The organism is Jannaschia maritima (assembly GCF_030973515.1).
Taxonomy (GTDB): domain Bacteria; phylum Pseudomonadota; class Alphaproteobacteria; order Rhodobacterales; family Rhodobacteraceae; genus Jannaschia; species Jannaschia maritima.
In genome coordinates this window covers 57,348-79,052 of sequence record NZ_JARGZA010000012.1, presented here as the reverse complement: position 1 = coordinate 79,052, position 21,705 = coordinate 57,348, and the positions used below count along the sequence as shown (strand labels likewise).

The window sequence follows — 21,705 nt, the reverse complement described above, 5'->3', positions numbered from 1 at the left end:
GCAGCCTCTAGGGTTCAATAGTGACAGGCATGTAACAACTACCGCCCATCAGGGCCCAGTCGTCTAAATGTTCCCATGGGTTCTGTAAACGCTGGTGCGTCAACCGCTTTGGTTGCTGCTGTCGCGCCGTATGCCGGGTTCAGGGTTCTGTCCGAGGTCGGGGCCTCATCATGATGTTCGCGACGGACGCTTCCATGTGGACCGCGGCGTCGGCGGCCCGGAGGCCATCGCGCCAACCCTAAATGGCGAAGTCGTCCCATCGGCGTCCCCGGCAGGGACGCACCGGCCGGCGAGCCGACCGGAACCGGTTGTCTCTATCGCTGGCGGTCCTCCTCGCTCGGCGTCGTGGCAGGTCGCATCACGTCGACCCGGTCGCCGGGCCGGCGTCCTGGCCCCAGTCGAACTCTGTCCCATCGACCCAGATCGCATGCATCATGACGGCCAGCTTGCGCGCGAGCGCGACCTTGGCGCGCTTCTGGCCGATGCGCCCGGCAAGCCCTTCGGCCCATCTTTTCATCGCGCAGCTCCGCCGGACGCGGTGCATGATCACGGTCGCGGCTTCGTAGAGCAGCGCCCGCATCGTCACGCTACCGCGCTTCGAGATGCGGCCTGTCCAGTCCACCTCGCCCGATTGGTGGCGCCGGGGCGTCAGTCCCAGATAGGCCCCCACCGTCGCGGAGGAGGTGAAGCGGTGCGGATCGTCGATGGTCTGGCGGAAGCACGTCGCCGTCATCACGCCGACGCCGGGGATCGTCATCAGTCGCCGGGTGGTCTCGTCGGCCGCCGCCTCGTGACGGATGCGCCGCTCGATCCCATCCTGCTCGACGCACAGCCGCTCGTGCAGTCGCAGGAACGTGTCGATCAGCACGTTGAGGTGATCGCCTTCCGCCAGCCGCCCCTCCATCGCCTCGCGCACGCGGCGCCGGAACATCGCCCCCACGGCGCAGGGCATGCGAATGCCGCGCTTCTTGAGCAGCCCACGGACCTGGTTCTGAGCATCGGCGCGCATGCGAACCAGTCGGGACCGGGCGACCATCAGGGCGCGCAGCGCCTGACTTTCCTCGGACCGCAGCGCAACCTCGCGGAACCAGCCCGTGCGCATCAACTCGGCTATGCCCCGCGCGTCGCCCCGGTCGGTCTTGTTCATCCGCGTCGATAGCGCCGCGTGTGCGTGCCGAGCATCGATGCAGACGACGGGAAGGCGCCAGGCCCTCAGCTCCCGACACAGCCAGCCGGCCATGCCGCCCATCTCCAGACCGATCAGCTCGACGCGCGCCTCGTGCTTCTCGGCCGTCTTCGCGATCGCCCTCACGATGGCATCGGGCTCGGTCGCCACCTTCGCCTCGAACAGCTTGGCGCCGTCCGCGCCCACGACGCAGAGCTGCGTCTCGTTCTTCGACACGTCCAGCCCGACATAGACCGGACGCCGCTCGTCATCCTTCCTCGACTTCGCCATCGCTCGCTCCTCTCGATCACCGCCCCGAAGCTACGGAGCGGGCGGCGGAAGAGCACCGGCCGCGTTTACTTCATGTGCAGGCTACTGCGACGCCTTCGTGAAACGTCCCACCCTAGCGGATCAACGTCGCAGTAGGGTTGTTATTGCCTATGTGAGACGTCTACAGTTCCAGGTCTAGAACCTACCGCAACACCGAAGGCCCAAACCTCTCCCATGCCCCGCTACGGCTACGCCCGCGTCTCGACAACCGACCAGGACCTCACCGTTCAGCGCGAGGCGCTGATGCGTGCGGGTTGCACTGTCATCCGGGAGGAGAAGGTCTCGGGCACGTCGCGCCAGGGCCGGGAAGAACTGCGCACGCTGCTGGAGTTCCTCCGCCCCGGTGACGAGCTGGTCGTCACGCGGGTGGACCGGCTCGCCCGGTCCATCGGGGACCTGCAGGACATCGTGCGGGAGCTGCGCGCGAAGGAGGTGGCTCTCGTCGCGACCGAGCAGCCGATCGATACCTCCACCGCCGCCGGCAAGGCCTTCCTCGACATGCTGGGCGTCTTCGCAGAATTCGAGACCAACCTTCGGCGGGAACGACAAATGGAGGGTATCGCGAAGGCCAAGGCCCGGGGAGTATACAAGGGAAGGAAGCCAGTAGTGGACACGGACCGGGTACGCGCGCTGCACCGCCAGGGACTGGGGGCAGTGGCGATCGCGCGGGAGGTGGGGGTGAGCCGCAGCACAGTCTGGCGGGTGATCTCGCAGTCCAAGATATCCGAAACTTGACTCTCCCGTGATTTCATACCACTTTCAACGCATCCAGCGGAGAAAGTAACTTGGTCTTGGAAGATGTCGCCTCGGTTCGCATCGGTATCTCGCCTATCGGGGGCGGTGTCGAAGCTGCGTTCCTCCAAGGGCGAGGGATCTCCGCGAACGCTGTAAATGGGGATGCTCTGTCGCTCGGTGCCCTACCTTCAGATGCAGCGTCGGGCGGCCGCCTCGTTACCGGCGACGTCGTCGTCGCTCTGCGCGGCGCGACGAACCCCGCCGCCGTGATCGACGACGACGTCATCGCGGCTCGGCCCTGCTTCGCGACGCTCGATGTCGGCATCGTCCGCATCGAACGGTCCGACCTCCTGCCGAACTACATCGCTGCGGTGCTGAACCTGCGGAAGACCCAAGCCGAGTTCGCCCGGGCGCGCGCGGGCGACGTCACGCCCCGTTTGCCCCTGCAGGCCCTCGCGGCCGCCGACATCCCGATCGCGCCCCTCGACCATCAAAGGGCGGTCGCGGAGCTGCTCGACGTGGCGCTTCACGAACGGCTGCTGCTATCCCGCCTCGCGGCGCTTCGCGAAACCCAGATCAACGCGCTTCTCGCCGATGCCCTTTCGGGTCCGGCGGAAGAACCCGTGCCGGGTGGCCACCCGGCACGGGTCAAGAGCACTCCCGACGACCGTGCGATGGTCCCGTGAGCATATACCAATCGACAAGACTGGAGACTGAAAGATGACGATCAAGAAGGGCCCTGGCAAGGGCAGCGGCGGCACCACGCATGTGGTCCCGAACCCGAACGGGGGTTGGGACGTGAAGCGTGGCGGGCAACCGAAGCCGATCAGCCATCACGAGACCAAGAAGCCGGCCGTCGACGCCGGGCGCCGGACGAGCCGCGCGGCGGGGACCGAGTTCTACGAGCATGGCCGCGATGGCCGCATTCAGCGCAAGGACTCGCATGGCAACGACCCACGGCGAACCAAGGGCTGAAGGCGACCGGGGCGGGCGCGACAAGCGCCCGCCCCTGCCCCAGGGAGGAAAGACGATGGCAAGCATCAACCAAGACAGCATCAACCAGGCGGTCTGGGACACGGCGAACACGTTTCGCAACGTGATCGACCCCGCGCAGTACAAGGATTACATCCTCGTCCCGCTGTTCTGGCGCTACATGTCGGACGTCTGGGCCGACCACTACGACGCCCACAAGGCCCGCTACGGCGACGACGAGGAGCGGGTCGCCCGCAGGATGGCGAACGAACGCTTCGTACTGCCCGAAGGCACGAGCTTCCACGACATCCACGCCCAACGGAACGCCGACAACATCGGCGAGCGGATCAATATCGCGCTGGAGGCGATCGAGGAGGCCAATAAGCTCAAGCTCCGGGGCATCCTCACGCAGGTGGACTTCAACGCCTCGTCCAACCTGGGCGAGACGCGCGAGAAGAACCGCCGCCTCAAGCAGCTCCTGGAGGACTTCGCCAAGCCCGCGCTCGACCTCCGCCCATCCCGCTTCGGCGGCGACGAGGTGGTGCGCGACGTCGTGGGCGAGGCCTACATTGCCACCATCGCGCATTTCGCGGCCGACGCGGGCAAGAAGGCGGGCGAGTTCTACACCCCCCGCGCGGTGTCGGAGCTGCTGGTCCGGCTGGTCCGGCCCCGCCCCGGCATGACGGTCTGCGATCCGGCCTGCGGGTCGGGCACGCTGCTCCTGCGCGCCGCCGACGAAGTATCCGCGTATGCCCGCCGCGAGGGACTGCCCGAGAACGAGGGGCGCAACGTGCTTCTGGCGGGCCAGGAGGTGAACCGCTCCACCGCCGGTCTAGCTAAGATGAACATGTTTCTGCACGGGCAGGACTCGGCGCGCATCGAGGTGGGCAACACCATCACCGCGCCTGCGCTCCTGACTGACGACAGCCTGACGCGGTTTGACATCGTGGTCGCCAACCCGCCCTTCAGCCTCAAGAAGTGGGGACTGGAGGAGGCCGAGAAGGATCGGCACAACCGCTTCCACCGGGGCTTGCCACCCGCGTCCAAGGGCGACTACGCCTTCGTCTCGCACATGATCGAGACGGCCAAGCCGCTCACGGGGCGCATCGGGCTGATCGCGCCCCACGGGGTGCTGTTCCGCGGCGCGCGCGAGGGGGTGATCCGGCGCAAGCTCGTCGAGGAGAACCTGCTCGACGCCGTGGTCGGCCTGCCTGCGCAGCTTTTCCCCACCACGGGCATCCCCGTCTGCATCATGGTGCTGGACCGCGCGCGAGAGAAGGGCGGCGCGCGGGCGGATGCGGACACCGTGACCTTCGTGGACGCCAGCCGCGACTTCGCACCGGGGCGGCGGATGAACCAGATCGGGGCCGAGCAGATCGAGCGGGTGCTGGCGGCCGTCGCCAGCGGCGAGGCGCAGGAGCGCTATTCCGCCGTGGTGACGCGCGAGGAGATCGCGGCCAACGGCTACAACCTTAACACCCCCCGCTACGTGGACACGTTCGAGCCCGAACCGGAGGTGGACCTCGACGCGGTGCAGGCGGAAATCGACGGGCTGGAGCGGCAACTGGCCGAGGTGCGCGGGCGCATGGCGGGCTACATGCGGGAGCTGGGCTATGGGGGGTGAGGCGCCGCTTGAACATCGCAGTTATCCCCCAAGCGTGCAGGCCGGCATTCCACGACTGGCGGAAACGCCCAACGGGTGGCATGTCCAGCGCATCGGCGACCTGCTCGAGCCGGTTCACCGGCGTGTCAACGTAAGCGGCGACGAGGAGTATCTCCTTGTCACAGCCAAGCGGAACCGGGGTGGGCTGGTCGAGCGGGAGCGGAAGTTCGGCCGGGACATCCTGACCCCGACGCAGTTTCGTGCCGCGGCCGACGATTTCGTCATATCCCGTCGGCAGATCGCACATGGGGCATGTGGGATCCTACCGCCGGAGTTGGACGGTGCGTTGGTGTCGAACGAGTATTCCACCCTCCGTCCGACGGCGCAGATGAATGCGGACTACCTCCGCCATCTGCCGCATTCGATCTACTTCCAGCAGACGTGCTTTCATTCGAGTATCGGCGTCCACGTCGAGAAGCTAGTCTTCGATCTAGAGGATTGGCTGTCCTGGCCCATCAACACGCCCCCCCTCTCCGAGCAGCGGCGGATCGCGGCGGTGCTGGATGCGTGGGACGCAGCCATCGCCCTGAGCGAGCGCCTCGTCGCCGCCAAGCGGCGGCGGCGGGACGGGGCGCTTGATCGCCTTATCAACCACAAGACGGACCGTCGACGCGAGCTTGGGGACTTCGTGGCCCTCCGCAAGACCAAGGCGGAGGTCGCCGACCTGCCGTCGGACGCCCGAGTCATCGAACTAGAGGACGTCGAGAGCGCATCCGGCCGCCTGCTCCGAACCCGCGCCCCGGATGGGCTGTCCGGCATGCGCGCCGTCTACCAAGAGGGCGACGTTCTGTTCGCCAAGCTCCGCCCCTACCTCCGCAAGTTCGTCCATGCGGACCATGATGGCGCGGCCTCGACCGAGATGTGGGTGCTGACGGCGACCCCCAAGCTCTGCGCGTCCCGCTACCTGTTCTATCTGGTCCAATCCCGCCCGTTCTCCGCCGAGGCGAGCCGGCCGACCGGCTCCCGAATGCCTCGTGCCGATTGGGAATGCGTGAGCGAGGCACCCCTTTATCTGCCATCGCTCGACGAACAGCAGAAAATCGCCGCCACCCTCGACGCCCTCACCTCCGAGATCGACCTCATCGCCGCCCGCACCGACCTCCTGCGCGCTCAGAAGCGTGGGCTGATGCAGCGGCTGCTCACCGGCGCCGTCCGCGTGCCCGAGAGCCTCGACGCGCTGATGCCCGCCCCGCCACGGGAAGCTGCCGAATGACCCGGGTTCACGAGTTCATCGATACGCTCCTGCTGTTCGGTCGCCCCGATCCGGGAACATCGGAACGCGCCATCTTCGCCGAAGCGTATCGTCAAGAGTTATTCGCCACCGCGATGACACTGCACAACGTCGGCGTCATCGCGCTTGGCGATGCCCATTCCAACCCACCCGAACGATGTGACCTCTGCGGGAGCTTCTGGAATGACGACGCCTTCTTCATCGACGGTCAGACGTCGCGAATATCGACGATCAAGCGGATCAATCCAGTCTCCGGTACCGAGACGTACGAGGAAGCGAACACCTGGGCGGACATGTGCGTCGACTGCTATCTACGCGAGGGCCGAGGGCTGGGCTGGGGTATCGGACAACTCTACCGTCGCGTCCTTCGATCCGAAGATGAAGCGGCTTGGCATCTCATTGCTGGCGGCGACCCATTCGGCCACTCGAGCCCGACGGAGCCCCGACCGTGACAACCTCGCCCGAGTTCGACCTTTCCGAGGCCGGCGGCGCGCAGCTCCCTGCGCTGGCCACCCTCGCCCGCCTCGGCTGGGAGGTGATGACCACCCAGGAGGCCGAGGCGCAGCGCCACGGCCGCCTGGGGGGCACCCTGCTGGAGGAGGTGCTGCACGAGCGCCTCCACGCCCTCAACACCGTGCGGCAGCGGGGGCGCGACCACCCCGTCACCGACGCCGCCGTGGCCGAGGCGGTAGGCCGCCTCAAGGCGCTCTCCGCTGACATGACCTCAGGCACGATGACGGCGGCCGAGCGGGCGACCGACGCCCTCCTCCTCGGCTTGGCCGTACCCATGACCGTGGAGGGCGAGACGCGCGAGCGGACGCTGCGCTTCGTCGATTGGGACGCGCCCGCGAACAATCGCTTCCACGCTGTGGCCGAGTTCGCCGTCGAGCGGGCGGGCGCCCACGGCACGCGCCGGCCCGACATCGTGCTCTTCGTCAACGGCGTGCCGCTCGCGGTGATCGAGGTGAAGGAGTCGGCTACCTCCACCGATCAGGGCATCAGCCAGCAGATCCGCAATCAAAGCCGCGACGAGGTCCCGCACCTGTTCTCGACGGCGCAGGTGCTGGTGGCCGCGAACCCGTCCGAGCCGCGCTACGCTACCGCTGGCACCCCGCGCGAGTTCTGGGCCGCTTGGCGCGAGCGCGAGATTCCCGAGACCGAGGTGCGCCACTTAGTCAACGCCCCCCTGCCCCGCGCCATCGAGACCGCGATGCGCGCGGACTTCGCGCCCCACTGGCGGCGCTACGAGGGCATGATGGAAGGGCCGCAGGCGGGCTACGAGGCCCCGGGCCGGGAGCCCACGGCGCTCGACCGCCTGCTCGTCTCGCTCCTGTCGCCCGAGCGGCTCCTAGAGATCGCACGCGGCTACGTGCTGTTCGACGACGGGGTGAAGAAGATCGCCCGCCACCAGCAGTTCTTCGGCATCCGCCGCGCGCTGGAACGAGTACGCGAGGTGGGCGAGGACGGGCGCCGCAGGGGGGGCGTGATCTGGCACACCCAAGGGTCGGGTAAGAGCTTGACCATGGTGATGCTGGCGCGCGAGCTGGCGCGGATCGTGCCCGATCCGCGCATTGTGCTGGTGACGGATCGCAGCGACCTCGACCGCCAGATCCGCGACACGTTCAAGGCCACGCTTGGGGCCGACGCGGTGCGCCAGGCGACCACGGGCCGCCAGCTCCTCGATCTGGTCGAGGAGCGGGCGGGCATCATCACCACCGTGATCGACAAGTTCCGCGCGGGGCTCAAGGCTCGCCGCGTCGTGGACGAGAGCCGCGACGTGTTCCTGCTGATCGACGAGAGCCACCGCTCGCAGACGATCACTGATGACGAGTCCCTGCGCGCGCAGATGCGCCGCGTCTTCCCGCATGGTTGCTACATCGGCTTCACCGGCACGCCGCTCCTCAAGCGCGAGCGCAACACATTGACTGATTTTGGCGGGCTGATCGACGCCTACCGCATCGAGGACGCGGTCGCCGACGGCGCGGTGGTGCCGCTGCTCTACGAGGGGCGCCACGTCGAGGCGGACGTGGCCGCGCAGGTCGACCGCTGGTTCGAGCGCGAGGTCGCGAAGCTCCCCGAGCAGCGGGCGGAGCTCCTCAAGCAGAAGATGGCGCGGATGCGCGAGGTGCGGGTCTCGAAGCCCTGGCTGCGCGAGGTGGCAGCCGACGTGGCCGACGACTTCCGCAAGAACTGGCGCGGCACGCCCTTCAAGGCGCAGCTCGTGGCGGAGTCGAAGGCCGCCGCGGTGCAGCTCCACCGCTTCCTCACCGCCGAAGGGATCGAGAGCGTGGTCGTGATCTCGCAGGACGACGACCGCGAGGGGCACGAGGCGGTGAACCGCGACCCCGAGGGCCTGGTGGACGCGTTCTGGAAGGAGGTGCGCGACACCTGGGGCAGCGTGGCGACCTATGAGGAGCGCGTCACGGCTGCGTTCAAGGGCGCAGGCGGCCCCGAGATCCTGGTGGTGGTCAACAAGCTGCTCACCGGCTTCGACGCGCCGCGCAACCGGGTGCTCTACCTCGCCCGCTCGCTCAAGGAGCACAACCTCCTGCAGGCCATCGCGCGCGTGAACCGCCTCTTCGACGCGGACGACAGGGAGACGGGCGAGGCCTGGCGCAAGGAGGACGGGCGCGTCATCGACTACGTGGGTCTTCTGGGCGACCTCGACGACGCGCTGACGACCTACGGCGCGTTCGAGGACTACGAGGAGGCGGACGTCGCGCAGGCCCTCGTGGGCATGCGCGAGGCCATCGACGCGCTGCCCCAGGCGCATGCGGCCCTCCTGGAGCTCTTCCTCGGCGTCGCCAATGTTCACGACCGTGAGGCCTACGAACGGCATCTCGCAGACGACCTCGTCCGCCGGGACTTTTACGCCCGACTGCGCACCTTCGCCCGGGCACTGGCTCTCGCCTTCGCCTCGGAGATCTTCTTCGAGACGACGCCGCCTGAGCTAGTCGCTCGCTACAAGGATGACCTAAAACGGTTCGAGAGCCTCCGGCGGTCGGTGATGCACCGCTACGCCGACGCCTTCTCCGACCGCGAGCGCCGGGAATACGAGGCGCGCATCCGCAAGCTCCTGGACCAGCACGTCTCGACCGACGGCGTGGCGCAGATCGTGGCCCCGGTCGACATCTTCGACGAGGCCGCGTTCCAGCGCGCCGTCGAGGAGGACGGGGGCGGCTCCATCGCCGCGAAGGCCGACGCCATTGCGCATGCGACCGCGAAGGAGATCGACGTGCGCCTGGAAGACGACCGGGCGCTTTACGAGAGCTTCTCGGCCCTCGTTCGCCAGGCCATCGAGGACTTCCGCAGGGGGAGGATCGAGGCGAGTGAGTATCTCCGCCGCGTTGCCGAGGTGCGCGAGAAGGTCGTCCACCGCAGGGCAGAGGACGACGTGCCGCCGGCCCTACGCGGCGACCATTTCGGCAGTGCGCTCTGGCGCGGCATCCGCCCCCTCGTCGAGCCCGTGGCGAACGGCGCCGCCGCGGACGTCGCGGCCGAGAGCGCACAGGCCGTGCAGCGGATCGTCGCCGGTCATCGGCGCATCGGCTGGCAGGACGACCCCGACGTCGAGAAGGCCATCCGCAACGACATCGACGACTTCCTCTACGACGAGGTCCGCGGCCGCATGGGCGTGACCGCCCTCGACCCGGCGACCATGGACGAGATCGCCCGTCATGCCCTCGACCTCGCCCGGCGGCACGTCCCCGCATGACCGACCCCGAAGGCGAGGACCTCGTCGTGACTTTGGGAGCGCGGCGGCTGCCGGTGCGGCTGGTCCGCTCGAACCGCAAGACCCTTGGCATCGCCGTCCATCCCGACACGCGCGTGGTCGCGACAGCGCCGCATGGTGCCGAGCACGACGCCATCGAGCGAGCCATTGCCGGGCGCGGCGGCTGGGTGCTGGACGCCATCCGCGAGTTCGAGCGGTTCCTGCCACGCACCCCGCCCCGCCGCTACGTCTCCGGCGAGACCCACCTCTACCTCGGCCGCGAGCACCGCCTCGTCGTTGACCCCGACGGCCTCGGTGTGCGCCGGGATGGCAACCGCCTCGTGGTAGGCGGGAGGCGGGACGATACCGACGGCGTCCGGCGGGCGCTGAACCGCTGGTACGGCGTGGAGGCGCGGCGCGTCCTCAGCGACCGGCTCGATGCGGGGCTCGCGCTCTTCGCAGCCCAGGGGGTCATGCGCCCCGCCCTCACCGTCCGTCGGATGGAGAAGCGGTGGGGCAGCATGTCGAACGACGGGCGGCGCATGCTGCTCAACACCCGCCTCGTGGAGGCCGGGACCGACGAGATCGACTACGTGGTCGCCCATGAGCTCGCCCACATCCTGGAACCGCATCACGGGCCTGCCTTCCACGCGCTGCTTGAAAGGAAGATGCCGGATTGGCGGGCGCGGAAGGATCGGCTGGAGCGGCGGTTCGCATAATGAAGCGCAACTGGAGCGACTACGTCATTTACGTCGATGAAAGCGGTGACCATTCGCTGACCTCAATCGACCCAGACTACCCCATGTTCGTGCTCGATTTCTGCATCTTCCGCAAAGATCACTACGCGCAGGTCGTCGCGCCCCGAGTGCAGGCCTTCAAGTTCGAGCATTTCGGCCATGACATCGTCGTCCTGCACGAGCATGAGATCCGCAAGCAGAAGCCACCCTTCGCCTTCCTGAAGAGCCAGACCAAGCGCAACGCCTTTATGAACGGGCTGAACCGTTTGATCGAGGAGGCCGACGTCATCATCGTCGCTGCGGCCATCCTCAAAGAGCGACTGGCCAAGCGCTACGCCGAGCCGGACAACCCCTACGAGATCGCTCTGACCTTCTGCATGGAACGGGCGTTCAAGTTCTTACGCGAGCGCGGCCAGGAGAGGCACACGACCCACATCGTGGTCGAGCGGCGCGGCAAGCGGGAAGATGACGAGCTGGAGCTCGCCTTCCGGCGCATTCGCGACGGGGCGAACTACGAGGGGCCGATGCCAGGCTTCGAGATCGTGTTCGCCGACAAGAAGACCAACTCCGCCGGCTTGCAGCTCGCGGACCTGACGGCTCGGCCAATCGGGCGGCATGTCCTCGATCCGGCGCAGCCGAACCGCGCATGGGACATCATTGAGCCGAAGCTCCGTCGCAGTCCAGCGGGTAGAGTAAGAGGTTGGGGACTAAAGATTTTCCCCTGAAAAGCGAAAGGCCCCGAGGAACCCCGAGGCCAGCCGCCGACCGGGAACAACCCCCAGTCCGATGAGAGATAGATATCACCTCGAAGGTGAAAAACAACTTACTTGCTCAGGCTGCTACCGTCTCCTCCTGCCCCCCGATCTGCCGTTCCAGCGCCTGCCGCGCGATGCCGACGGCGTAGGCGACCTCCTCCGGCCGCGAAATCCGGATCTCCACGTCCCCGTTGCCCCACGTGCCGACGTTCGAGACGTCCCGGCACAGGCTACGCGGATCGACGAGGTCGGCGAAGGGGAGGTTGACGGTCAGTCGCAGTTCGCTCGACTTGGGTTCCACGTCGACGAAGTTCGTTTCCGCCTTATAGGCGACGTAGAGCTTGAGGAACTGCTCGGTGACGTCCTCGTCGAGCGCGAGAAGCTCGCGTCGCAGCGCGTCGAACACCCTGCGTACCGTGCCGCCGGTGAGGTTCGGGTGGTCCTCGATCGTGTAGCCCGCACCGGCCTCCACCTTGGCTTGGTAGGTCGCCAGCGTTGCCTCGCTAAGCTGTGGTGCGGCCCACACGGACGTGGCCTCCTCAGCCAGCCGCTCGGCGCGCGCCTTGATCGCTGCCTCGTCCCAGCGGTCGACGTGGCCCAGTCCTCTGTTGACGCGCAGGGGGCTCTCGCGGAAGCCGCCCTCTCTGTCGCGCTTCTCCGCGAAAGGGCGGCTCCCATACTCGGAGTTGTATCCGGTCAGGGTGAGATTGCCGAGCGTATGCAACCAGGTCTCGTGCACGCGCGCCCAGTCCTCGCCCAGTTCCTCCTTCCAGGCGTCGGGTAGCCCGTTGGGGGCTTGGGGCATGATGTGCTCGATCGTATAGTCCTCGACGGTCACCCGCTCCTTGCGGGCGTGGTTTTCGAAGCGGCGTAGCCAGAACGAGCGCTGGCGCATGTTGTAGAGGTCGCGCGTCTTCAGTTCGCGGCGGAACTCGTCGTCGCGCGGAAAGCGTCGATAGGTCTTCAGCGACAGAAGGTGCGCCTGGATGCTCTCGAGGTAGTGGTCCTTGCGCAGGTGCCGCCCGAAGCCGGCGAAGGTCCGGTTGAGCGTGTTCGTCGGGATGGCGCAGGTCACGCGACGGAAAACGTAGGTCTCGATCAGGCGCACGGCGGCGAGAAAATCTTCGCGGCTCAGTAGGTCGCGCTGGTAATCGCCGTAGAGCTCCAGCAGCAATGGGAAGGCCGTGTCTACCCGCAGCTCGTGTAAGTCGGCGAAGGCCTCGCGCAGGGCACCGTCCGGTTCGCGCTCGGCCCCGGCATGGCCGGACATGCGACAGAAGAAGCGCGCGTGGTCGCGCAGGTCCTGCAGCAGCGCCTCGATGCCGTCCTCGGCGACCTCGCTGTGCCGAGCGTAATCCTTGAACGCCTCGTAGACGTCGCCGATCCGCGGGATGTCGCCCGTCCGGAAGGTAAGGAAATGGCGGACGAAGCCGTCGAACTGCGCCGAGTAGGCCTCTTGGCCGAAGGCCTGCTCCATCGGACGCCAGCACTCGGTGTAGAGCCGTGTCTGGATCTTGGGCTCCAGCCCCATCAGCACGTAGTTACGGATCAGGTCGGCCTGGCTAAGCTGGCGCCCCGTTGAGTTCATCGACTCGAAGATCAGCTGCGGGTTGTCGTGCTCGCGGCTCAGCGCGACATCGACCACGATTAGTTTCGCCAGCCCTCGGCAGAGGCCCGCAAGGTCGTCGAGTCCTACGATCCAGTCCCGGAACAGTTCGTGGTTGCGGCGTACGGCTGCCGAGCCGCCATCTGGAACGGGCTTTCCGTCCACGACGGCGATCAGCGCATCTTTGTCCGTCTGCGTTAAGATGAGCTTGAATGACCGTTCCCCGTCCTCGTCGGGATCACGAAGGTAGCGATTTTCGATCTTGCGCGCGGAGAAGCCGTCGATCGGCTCCCCGCCTTCACCGAGCGCGTCGCGCAATGCGGCGAGCAGGATCGCCACCGTAGTAAGGCGCTGCTGACCGTCGATCACGAGCAGCGGACGCCGATCGGTTTGGTTCGATAGCCCGTCCTCGACGTAGACGACCGAGCCGAGGAAGTGGACAGGACGGCCTTCGTCTCCCCCAGCCCGGATGACGTCGTCCCAGAGCTGACGGCATTCCTTTTCGGTCCAGGAGTAAGTCCGTTGGTAGATCGGGATTACGAACTGCGGTGCCTTGCGCACGACCTCCAGAAGTTTGGCCTCGGTCGCCTTCATTTTCGCCTCGATGATCGTTCGTCGATCAATAGTCTGCCCTATGTGGGACCACGCGACTACGGCTCCCGAGATACAAAGCGGCGCACATTAGATGTTTCGAATACCGGTGTTTTCGGACGCCGCATCTCAGGATGCTGGCATAACACGGCGTCCCACGCGTGGCGCGTTCCTGGTACCCTGACAGGGCGGTTCACCTTAACGAGATAGGATTTCAGCTTCCCAGGATAGCGGAACCAGGGGTTTGCGGCATCTATGTTGATGCGTGGAACTTTGTCCGTTTGACACCGAGTCCAGCTAGACCGTCTTCGTAACGCCGCCTGCCAACAAAACTGTATGGCACGTTGCCGAAAACCATCCTACCACTCTGTACACGAGATATATTTTCGTAGCACGAAATATAAAATTGTGCGTAGAAGGGGGACCATCATGCGTGCATATCTACGATCCACGGCCCTCGCGGGCCTCGCCGCCGTCGCGGCCCTCACTGCCGCGCCACAGCGGGCGCAGGCCCAAAGCTACCAGATCGACTGCGCGATCCTGCTTTGCCTGTCCGGCGGCTGGCCCGCCTCGGTGCCCTGCACCCGCGCCCGCGCGGAGTTCATCCGCAGGATCACGCCCTGGCCTGTCGAGCCGCCCCTGCAAATCTGGCGCTGCCCGATGGGCGCGTCCTTCGAGGCCGATCCCGATGACGGCTCCGCCATGCGGATCTGGAACGCCCTTCTGGACGACATGGAGATCCCGCTTCAATCCTACCCGAGCGCACCACTCACAAGCGACGATCCCGCGCTCGCGCCGCAGCCCGCCGTTTTCCGCTACGAGGGCGGCGGCGCTGCGATGCCGTTGCCCGAAGGGTTCGGACTGCAACTGGCCCAGGACTTCATCAACGAGGAAGGCCGCGCCGACATCGACATCAGCGCGCCCGAGTTCAACTTCGTCCGCTCAATCCGTGTCTACATGATCCGTGGCCGTCAACGCGAAGGGGGTCGCGATGGCGAAGAGGAATGCCGCCGCAGCTCCAGCGTCCGCCTGGGCAGCTACGGCGTTCAGGGTGACTACGGCTGGCGGACCAGCAGCATCGGGTCGGTCCCTGCCGCCTACGGCCTCCCGAGAGGCTGGGGGCGGAACTGCCCGTCAGTCGGGTTTCGCTCCGTCTTCGTGGACTGGCGCGACTACGAGGGCAACTACGGATGGGAGCGGGTCGATTACTGACGCCGGGCCTGGGGATAACGTGTGAATCGTTGCCCCCTCCCCCACGTCCGCGTAACAAACCCGTTAACGACCGGCAGAGTCGAAGGAGAGCAGCACCCCTAGAAAGCAGAACCCCCCGCGAGGCGAACCACGCGAGGGGGGGCTAAAAGAACCAAGGAATTGGCGTTCCTCAAGGTCCCAACTGTTCAGACCCGGTTCTAAGCCCTCCCGACATGCCATTCAAGAGAAAACGCACCCGTGCGACTGGATGTGTCATGTCTGCCGACCGCGCCTCGCTCACACGAGCAAGGACGAACCGGATGACACCACAAGAGACCTTCCCGGCCCTCCCGCAGGGCCACAAACGCTTCACCGTCGAACAGCTCCTCCGCGAGGTCGGGGTGCATATCGGCCTGCGTGCATCGAGCCTGATGGCGCTGCTTCACATGATCGGGCACACCAAGCCGGACGACTGGACGTCGCCCAATCGCGAGCCGATCTACTTCGCCCCCCAGGACGTCACCGCCGCAGCGCTCGGGAAGACGCCCCGCGCCCTCTACGACACCGAACGCCAGCTCGAACGCCTCGGGCTGATCGAGCGCCGCGTGAAGGGCAACGGCCACCGCTCCCCCTACGGCGGATGCGGTATCGTCTTCAGCCGCCTCATCGCTTTGGTCCCCGACCTTCTCAATCTGGTCGACCAGCTCCGCCAAGAACGCAGCGAGCGCCGGACGCTCCGCAACCGGCGCAGCTCCTTCCGCCGGATCGTCCTGCGCTACATCCGGGACGCGGGCGAGACGCCCCATCCCCGTATCGAGGCCGCCGCCGCAGCCCTCGATACCTGGCCGGACGCCCGGTCCCTCGCCACGATGGAGATCAACGCCCTCGCAACCCATGTCGAGGCCGCCAAGAGCCTATGCGAAGCACTCGACGCCTTCGATGATGGACGTCGTGATTCTTCTGCCATGTCGGAAGTTTTCGGCGACTCTCATTTACAAGAGAACAACCAAAGTCTTCGACCTGTATCATGTAATGCCGGCATGGATCAGCGGAGCGCGGGCAAGCCCGCGCACGATCATCCCTTTGGTTCGGGGCCTAACGGCCCCAAAGGCGAAGAATGTAATGGTGCCGAGGGAGAGGTCGTGCGCAAGGCCCAATTCGTCTCCCGGCTGACAGCGAAGCGGCTCTACGACATCGCCGGCGAAGACATGCGAGCGATCATGCGCGACAGCCGAGGCTCCGACGTCGCGTTCCGCGAGGTCCATGTGATCGACGCCGCCATTCGGATCCTTCCCTATCTCGGGATCAACCACGACGCCTGGGAGAAGGCGATCGAGGCGATGGGGGAGAGCGGGGCCGCGTTGGCCGTGCTGATCGTGGACGCGAACCGGGATCATCCCGTGAAGCCCGTGCGGAATCCGGGCGGGACGCTGCGGGCGATGACGAAGCGGCATCGCGACGGGAGGTTGAACCTCGTCGGCAGCCTGATCGGGCTCTCTCGGAGGAAAGACTGTTGAACCGGCGATTAGCCCCGGCGGACCCGAACCGACGAGAGACATCGCCGGGCAATCGGTGTAACATTAATTCAGGACGCAGATCTTACGATCAGGGATTGGGGCCATTCCAATGACCGTGAACTGGCGCGAAGAACCTTTCGATGACGATCACTATGCGTCGGTTGATCGGCTCATCGAGCCCCCCCGAGGCAGGTTGTTATGGGCGTTGGGAATGGGCCTGACCCCCGTCACCCTGTTTTTCTATGTTCCATATCTCATGTCCCGCCCAAAATTGGCGGTCTTCGGATCCCTGATCTTACTCTTATGGGCTGTGGTGTATTTTTCGGTCGGGATCGCCCTCGCTCCCCCAGGGACGGAGACATCGGGTCCTGTTCTCGATTTCAGTCCACGGGGGCCGAACGATCCACCTCCTAGGCTGAGCGACTACCTCGCGACCTTCTCGGTGTTCTACATCAGCGCCGCGATGGTGGTTCTTGTGAACATGGCGATCCGCAGTTTTCGTAACCGCCGGTCTGCCTACAAGTAAGTAATGGCGAGGAAGTTGGGGCGTCCGGCCATGCCGGACCGGCTCTAGTCGGCTCCGCCTCCCGGAGCCCCGCGCCCCCGTCCTCCCTGACCCGGCGGTCCGCCGCCTGCGGCGCCGGCCTGCCGCCCCGCGCCGTCTCCTGCGGAGCCATCTCGATGCGGGCGGGTCATGGTCGGCCAAGAGCGCGTGTCTCCGCCTTCCGGGTGACGATCCTCGCCCAAGCCGCCGCTGGCCGTCCGGCTGCGCCAGTCATTCGATCGGGCGAATGCCCAACATGAGGACCGTTGTGACGGCCGCGTAGTAGATCGCGACGACGACCATGCCGACGAAGATCGGAAGGGCCTGGCCCCCGGACGCCGCGTAGAACGACATCCAGAAGGATCCGGCGAACAGGACCATCCCGACCATCGAGACGGAAATGACCGTCAGCATGATCCAACGCCGGAACGACACCCGGGACCGAAGGGCCTCGCGCGTCGCAGGCGGTCAGAGAACGGCCTGCACCGACCAGCTCAAATCCTGTCCCATGTCGTTCCCCTTCGGGTGAGGGGAACCAGAGCACGACGTCCCCGGCTCTCACGTGATCGGGCTCACGCCCCTTCACCTTCCACGGCCATCGGCATCCCTGCCTGTTCCGCATCCCCATAGTATCAGAACGACGTGGCACGTCCAATGACCGGGGCGGATCCCCTGCGGCTTCATCTTCCCCGAAATATCCTCGGGGGAGGCGCATCAGCGCCCGGGGGCAGACAGCCCCCTCGCCGTGGCGGGAGAGGCTTAGGAGGCCCCCGCGAACGGGGTCCGCGACAGGCAGCGGGATTCGGACAAGCCGAACGCCCCTGCCCTTGATGGTCCTCCCCTTCGGGTCGTCCGCCTGGGAACCGCCGGTTCCCCCACGCAAGGCTCCCGATCGGCGTCAGGGAGGGTGTCCCCAACGACGGTCCCTCCCTTCGGTCGGGCTGCGTCGCCGGGTGATCCCCCTCCCCCCCTTCCTTGTCGGGAACCTGGCGCGGGCCCCCCTCCCGGTCTCGCCGACGGGCAAGCGGTAAGGAGAGGGCCGCTTCGCGATCCTCGCCTGACCACCTGCCCCAATTTTCGGCACCAAGATCGAGAACGCGGCTCACCATAAAGGAAGAAAGATGGATGATTTCCAGAACATAGGGGAGGGCGTGGCCGACCGCACCGCGACCTTCGCCCTGTTGAACCGTGGCTACGAAGCGCACCAGCGCAGCGCGGGCCAGTGGTTCGAGACCACCCCCGAGATGTGGGACTACTTCCTGTCGATCCTGCCCCCGGTGAACTTCACCGGCAGCGCGTTCGTCATGTCCGAGGCCGCGACCGAGAACCTGTCGGATGCGTGGATCATGGTCGGCAAGCGGGCCTTCTGCCTCGCCGTCCGCCACGGGTCGCAATCCGACTTCCTCGCCACCGTGGCGGCGTTCAACGCTCATGTCCGCAAGCTGGAGCCGGTCGCATGAGGCGGGCCGCTTGGACGCTCACCATCGACCACCCGGACCTGACCACGAACGAGGAAGTCCATGCCGAGAGCGAGGACGTCCTGCGAATGCTGGGCCGCGATCACCACCGGCAGGCGCAGATCGTCCCGGACCTCACCCTGACCGATCCGCAAGGGCGCGTCGTCGCCATGCTGGACCATTGGGCGAGCGACTGGACCGACCAAGAGGGCGCATAGCCCCGCGCCCCGTCCCCCACGGGCGGGGCACTCCCCAACCTCACCACCGACAAGGAACGTAAACCCATGACCGACCAGACCAAGATCGCCGCCACCATCGAGTCCGTGCCCTTCGCGGACCTCTACCTGTCCGACCTCAACCCCCGCACCGTCGTCAGCGAAAGCGCCGTCGCCGTGCTGGCCGAGAACATCCGCAAGGTGGGCCTGATCCAGAACCTCGGGGGCCTGCGCGACGAGGACGGCACCCGCGTGGGCGTCGTCGCGGGCGGGCGGCGGCTGCGCGCGCTGGCCCTCCTGCAGGACGACCCCCGGTTCCAGACCGTCGCCGTGCAGATCGCGCCGGATGCCGAGACGGCCCGTCTGTGGGCGACCTCGGAGAACGGCCAACGCGAGGCTCTGCACCCCGCCGACGAAATCCGCGACTACGGCGCGATGGATCGGCGCGGCGTGAGCGTGGCCGACATTTCCGTGGCCTACGGCGTCACCGAGAAGCACGTCTATCGCCGCCTGGCGCTGGCGGGCCTGCCCGATCCCGTGCTGGACGCCTTGAAGGCCGGTCAGATCAGCTTGTCCCATGCCGCCGCCTTCACCGTGGGGCAGGACGAGAAGCTGATGATCGAGGTGCTGACCCGGATCGTGGAGGACGCGGCGAACGGGCGCTACGCGCTGTCCGATCACCAAATCAAGGCGATGCTGCGCCCCGGCGCGGTCAAGGAGAGCGACCGGCGCGCGGCCTTCGTGGGCGTGGACGCCTACAAGGAGGCCGGGGGGCGCATTGGGGGCGACCTGTTCGCGGACGAGACCCTGTTCGATGACACCGCCCTTCTGGACGAGTTGTTCGCGGCGAAGCTGGCGAAGGCGGCAGACGACTTCGCGGAGGCCCACGGCTGGAAATGGGTCGAGACCCATCCCGAGGATTACCTGCCCTACGGCTTCACCGAGGACCGCAAATTCGGTCGGGTCTATCCGGTGGAGGGCGACCTGTCGGAGGCCGAGTCCGAGCGGTATGACGAGTTGGCCGAACTGGCGAACGGCGACGTGCTGGACGAGGACGGCGAAGCCGAGTTGGAGGCGTTGCAGGCCAAGGCGGACGGCGCGTTCACCGACGAGCAGAAGGCCGTGGCGGGGGCCGTCCTCTACGTCGCGCGCGGCGGGACGATCAAGGTGGCCGAGGGGCTGGTGAAGCCCGAGGACCGCAAGGAGGCGATGGCGGCGGGCATCCTCGCCGCGTCCCAGCACGGCACCACGGGCGAGACCGCCCCGAAGTCGCCTATCTCGGACAAGCTGCGGGGCGACTTGGACCGGATCGAGAAGGGCGCGCGGCAGGCCGCGCTCCTGACCGACCCGAAGCTGGCCCTGCACCTGCTGGCGTTCCACCTGTCCGGCAAGATGGGCTACGGCTATGCCTTCGGCCTGACCGTGAACCCGCCTGCGAACGCGCCCGAGACCGAGACGGGCTACACGCTCGACAAGCGCCTGTCGTCCATCGCCGAGCGCTACGAGGCGGGGTTCGGGTCGGAGGTCGGGAAGGACTTCGCCGCCTTCCGCAAGCGGGGCGACAAGAAGGTCATGGAGGCCCTGAACGGCTACCTCGCCAGCCTGTTGACGGTCCCCGACGCCGAGTTGGGCGCGATGATCGACAAGGCCACCGGGCGGCGCACCCGCGACGTGTGGGCCCCCACCGGGGAGAACTTCTTCGGTCGGGTGGGCGGTCCCTACCTCAATGCCCTGTGGCAGGACTTGCTCGACCTCGCGGAGGATCACCCGACCGCCACGACCTTCGCGAAGTTGAAGAAGGGCGAGAAGGTCGGGAAGCTGCACGACCTGTTCAACGACGAGGCGACCCGCGAGGCGCACGGCCTGACCAAGGCGCAGCGGGACCGCATCGCGAACTGGCTCCCCGAGGGCATGGCCTGACAAGGGCGGGGCAGGCCGTGAGCCCGCCCCCTCCCCGATCCCCAGCAACCCCGAGGAGCCGGATCATGCGCTGCAAGCGATACCCCCGAACCCCCTTCACCGACACGGCCCGCAAGCGCGGGCATCTCCGCCGCAAGCAGGCCGCCGAACGCGAGGCCCTGCCCCTGTTCAGCGCCCAGATCGCAGCCGCGCAACCGAGCGAGGACGAGGTGATGCGGCGCCGCGCCGTCGTCTGGGACCGGACCCAGTAGGAGGATCGCGACCGGCGTGCGGCGAACTGGCACCGCGCCCGCCGCGCCATCGCGGCCCGGCCCCTCCGCGAGCGGACCCTGATCCGCCGCGCGTGGGACCGCGCGCCCTTCCCCGCCGATCCGAGCTATCTTCTCGACTTCCTGACCCAGATCGACCGGGGCCGCGTGGACTTGGCCGACCCGCTCTATGCGAGCCGGACGGACCCCTCGGGACGGCGCTACGACCGGCTCACGGTGCGAACCGACCAGCTCGACCGCTTGCGGGCCTTCGCCGCCGCGCACGGTCCGGCATGGCGGATCGCCGTCGCGGCCCTCTGGGACGCGGATCGCGAGCCCGGATGGCTGACGAGCCTCCGCGTGTCGCACGGGCGGCACTGGCTGGCGCGCGTCTCCCTGGAGGACGGGCGCTGCCATGTCTGATTTCACCGCCCATCGTCACCCGGTCCTCGCCGTCGCCTGCCCCGTTTGCAGCGCACGGCCCGGATCGTGGTGCGCCCGACCCTCGGGCCACCGGGCATCGGACCTGCATCTCGCGCGCAAGGCTGAAGCCGACCGCGTGTTCATCAAGCGTCATGGGCCGGACGCGAGCGTCGAGCGCACGGCGGACGGCTGGACCATCGATCCGCGAGGCCGCGTCGGCATCCGCCCGCGCCCCGAGGCCGATCCCCGCCAAGGAGTCCTGATATGACCCGCACGCCCGGCACCCGGCTCGACTGGCACGACCTCACCGAATGGATGGTCGCGACCCATATCATCGGGCGCAGACGAGCCACTCGGCGCGTCGAGCCGTGGACCTGCCACGTTGCCGCCCTGCCGGTCGCGATGATCGCGCGCGAGACCGACGCGGACCTGCTACGCAGGGTCAGCGACCTCTTCCTGCGCGGCCCGTCCGGGCTGTGCCAACCCCTCCGGGGGCACCGAGCGGCTGCGCCGCAGACCACCCTCATCGTGGCGATCAACAATCGGCTGGCCGTCCTAGAACGCGAAGCCGACGCGATCGAGCCGGGACCGAACTGGTTGGCGATCCACGGCGCGGGTGGCACATAGACTTACCGCGCGGACGGCCAGGCCGCCGCGCTTCCCCTATTCCTTGTGGTGAGGAATTCCTCGGCC

At 67.1% G+C, this 21,705-nt stretch carries 22 protein-coding genes; 19 read left to right on the top strand and 3 right to left on the bottom strand.

All coding sequences use genetic code 11. From position 1 onward, the window contains the following. Window positions 1-358 precede the first annotated feature (358 nt). Window positions 359-1,456, bottom strand: coding sequence for an IS110 family RNA-guided transposase (locus P0084_RS12835; protein WP_308917258.1), 1,098 nt, complete (start codon window positions 1,454-1,456; stop codon window positions 359-361). Window positions 1,457-1,669: 213 nt separating this feature from the next. Between P0084_RS12835 and P0084_RS12830 the strand changes: the two genes are divergently transcribed. The 9 genes from P0084_RS12830 to P0084_RS12790 all read left to right on the top strand — a co-directional run bounded on the left by P0084_RS12830 (window position 1,670) and on the right by P0084_RS12790 (window position 11,270). After that, entirely contained in the window at window positions 1,670-2,230 is a 561-nt protein-coding gene (locus tag P0084_RS12830; RefSeq protein ID WP_308917257.1) for a recombinase family protein, read from the top strand. Between the two features lie 266 nt (window positions 2,231-2,496). Beyond that, window positions 2,497-2,916, top strand: coding sequence for a restriction endonuclease subunit S domain-containing protein (locus tag P0084_RS12825; RefSeq protein ID WP_308917256.1), 420 nt, complete (start codon window positions 2,497-2,499; stop codon window positions 2,914-2,916). Window positions 2,917-2,950: 34 nt separating this feature from the next. Then, the gene (locus tag P0084_RS12820) at window positions 2,951-3,205 is read left to right on the top strand and encodes a DUF2188 domain-containing protein (RefSeq protein ID WP_308917255.1); all 255 of its coding nucleotides are present in this window, start codon (window positions 2,951-2,953) and stop codon (window positions 3,203-3,205) included. A gap of 55 nt (window positions 3,206-3,260) precedes the next feature. Next, entirely contained in the window at window positions 3,261-4,826 is a 1,566-nt protein-coding gene (locus P0084_RS12815; RefSeq protein WP_308917254.1) for a type I restriction-modification system subunit M, read from the top strand. Window positions 4,827-4,860: 34 nt separating this feature from the next. Further along, on the top strand, window positions 4,861-6,078 hold the full coding sequence (locus tag P0084_RS12810; RefSeq protein ID WP_308917253.1) for a restriction endonuclease subunit S: 1,218 nt from the start codon (window positions 4,861-4,863) through the stop codon (window positions 6,076-6,078). Then, window positions 6,075-6,548, top strand: coding sequence for a hypothetical protein (locus P0084_RS12805; protein ID WP_308917252.1), 474 nt, complete (start codon window positions 6,075-6,077; stop codon window positions 6,546-6,548). Before P0084_RS12810 ends, P0084_RS12805 begins: the two co-directional genes overlap by 4 nt. Next, window positions 6,545-9,811, top strand: coding sequence for a type I restriction endonuclease subunit R (locus P0084_RS12800; protein ID WP_308917251.1), 3,267 nt, complete (start codon window positions 6,545-6,547; stop codon window positions 9,809-9,811). Before P0084_RS12805 ends, P0084_RS12800 begins: the two co-directional genes overlap by 4 nt. Continuing rightward, window positions 9,808-10,527 carry a M48 family metallopeptidase gene (locus tag P0084_RS12795; protein WP_308917250.1) on the top strand — a complete coding sequence of 240 codons (720 nt, stop codon included), beginning with the start codon at window positions 9,808-9,810 and terminating at the stop codon, window positions 10,525-10,527. Before P0084_RS12800 ends, P0084_RS12795 begins: the two co-directional genes overlap by 4 nt. Further along, window positions 10,527-11,270: a DUF3800 domain-containing protein gene (locus P0084_RS12790; protein ID WP_308917249.1), complete on the top strand. Its 744-nt coding sequence runs from the start codon at window positions 10,527-10,529 to the stop codon at window positions 11,268-11,270. The genes P0084_RS12795 and P0084_RS12790 overlap by 1 nt, the downstream gene beginning before the upstream one ends. Window positions 11,271-11,376: 106 nt before the next feature. Here P0084_RS12790 and P0084_RS12785 read toward each other — a convergent pair whose 3' ends face one another. Beyond that, window positions 11,377-13,500, bottom strand: a complete 2,124-nt coding sequence (locus P0084_RS12785) for a DUF262 and DUF1524 domain-containing protein (protein WP_308917248.1) — start codon at window positions 13,498-13,500, stop codon at window positions 11,377-11,379. A 426-nt stretch (window positions 13,501-13,926) separates the two neighbouring features. Here P0084_RS12785 and P0084_RS12780 point away from each other — a divergent pair, with 426 nt between their 5' ends. The 3 genes from P0084_RS12780 (at window position 13,927) to P0084_RS12770 (ending at window position 16,731) form a co-directional block, all read left to right on the top strand. Further along, window positions 13,927-14,709 carry a hypothetical protein gene (locus tag P0084_RS12780; RefSeq protein ID WP_308917247.1) on the top strand — a complete coding sequence of 261 codons (783 nt, stop codon included), beginning with the start codon at window positions 13,927-13,929 and terminating at the stop codon, window positions 14,707-14,709. Between the two features lie 212 nt (window positions 14,710-14,921). Continuing rightward, complete coding sequence (repC, locus tag P0084_RS12775) at window positions 14,922-16,205, top strand: replication initiation protein RepC (RefSeq protein ID WP_308917246.1); 1,284 nt, start codon at window positions 14,922-14,924, stop codon at window positions 16,203-16,205. A 109-nt stretch (window positions 16,206-16,314) separates the two neighbouring features. Next, complete coding sequence (locus tag P0084_RS12770; protein WP_308917245.1) at window positions 16,315-16,731, top strand: hypothetical protein; 417 nt, start codon at window positions 16,315-16,317, stop codon at window positions 16,729-16,731. A gap of 249 nt (window positions 16,732-16,980) precedes the next feature. Here P0084_RS12770 and P0084_RS12765 read toward each other — a convergent pair whose 3' ends face one another. Beyond that, entirely contained in the window at window positions 16,981-17,163 is a 183-nt protein-coding gene (locus tag P0084_RS12765) for a hypothetical protein (RefSeq protein WP_308917244.1), read from the bottom strand. Window positions 17,164-17,870: 707 nt separating this feature from the next. Here P0084_RS12765 and P0084_RS12760 point away from each other — a divergent pair. The 7 genes from P0084_RS12760 (at window position 17,871) to P0084_RS12730 (ending at window position 21,639) form a co-directional block, all read left to right on the top strand. After that, window positions 17,871-18,209: a DUF1419 domain-containing protein gene (locus P0084_RS12760; protein ID WP_308917243.1), complete on the top strand. Its 339-nt coding sequence runs from the start codon at window positions 17,871-17,873 to the stop codon at window positions 18,207-18,209. Continuing rightward, window positions 18,206-18,424 (top strand): hypothetical protein, encoded by a 219-nt coding sequence (locus P0084_RS12755; RefSeq protein WP_308917242.1) that lies wholly within the window; start codon window positions 18,206-18,208, stop codon window positions 18,422-18,424. Before P0084_RS12760 ends, P0084_RS12755 begins: the two co-directional genes overlap by 4 nt. Before the next feature lie 66 nt (window positions 18,425-18,490). Next, entirely contained in the window at window positions 18,491-20,341 is a 1,851-nt protein-coding gene (locus P0084_RS12750; protein ID WP_308917241.1) for a ParB/RepB/Spo0J family partition protein, read from the top strand. Between the two features lie 65 nt (window positions 20,342-20,406). Then, a complete protein-coding gene (locus tag P0084_RS12745; protein ID WP_308917240.1) occupies window positions 20,407-20,592 on the top strand; it encodes a hypothetical protein in 186 nt (61 codons plus the stop codon). 165 nt (window positions 20,593-20,757) lie between these two features. Next, complete coding sequence (locus P0084_RS12740; protein ID WP_308917239.1) at window positions 20,758-21,012, top strand: hypothetical protein; 255 nt, start codon at window positions 20,758-20,760, stop codon at window positions 21,010-21,012. Then, window positions 21,005-21,280: a zinc finger domain-containing protein gene (locus tag P0084_RS12735; protein ID WP_308917238.1), complete on the top strand. Its 276-nt coding sequence runs from the start codon at window positions 21,005-21,007 to the stop codon at window positions 21,278-21,280. Before P0084_RS12740 ends, P0084_RS12735 begins: the two co-directional genes overlap by 8 nt. After that, window positions 21,277-21,639, top strand: a complete 363-nt coding sequence (locus P0084_RS12730) for a hypothetical protein (RefSeq protein WP_308917237.1) — start codon at window positions 21,277-21,279, stop codon at window positions 21,637-21,639. Before P0084_RS12735 ends, P0084_RS12730 begins: the two co-directional genes overlap by 4 nt. Window positions 21,640-21,705 lie beyond the last annotated feature (66 nt).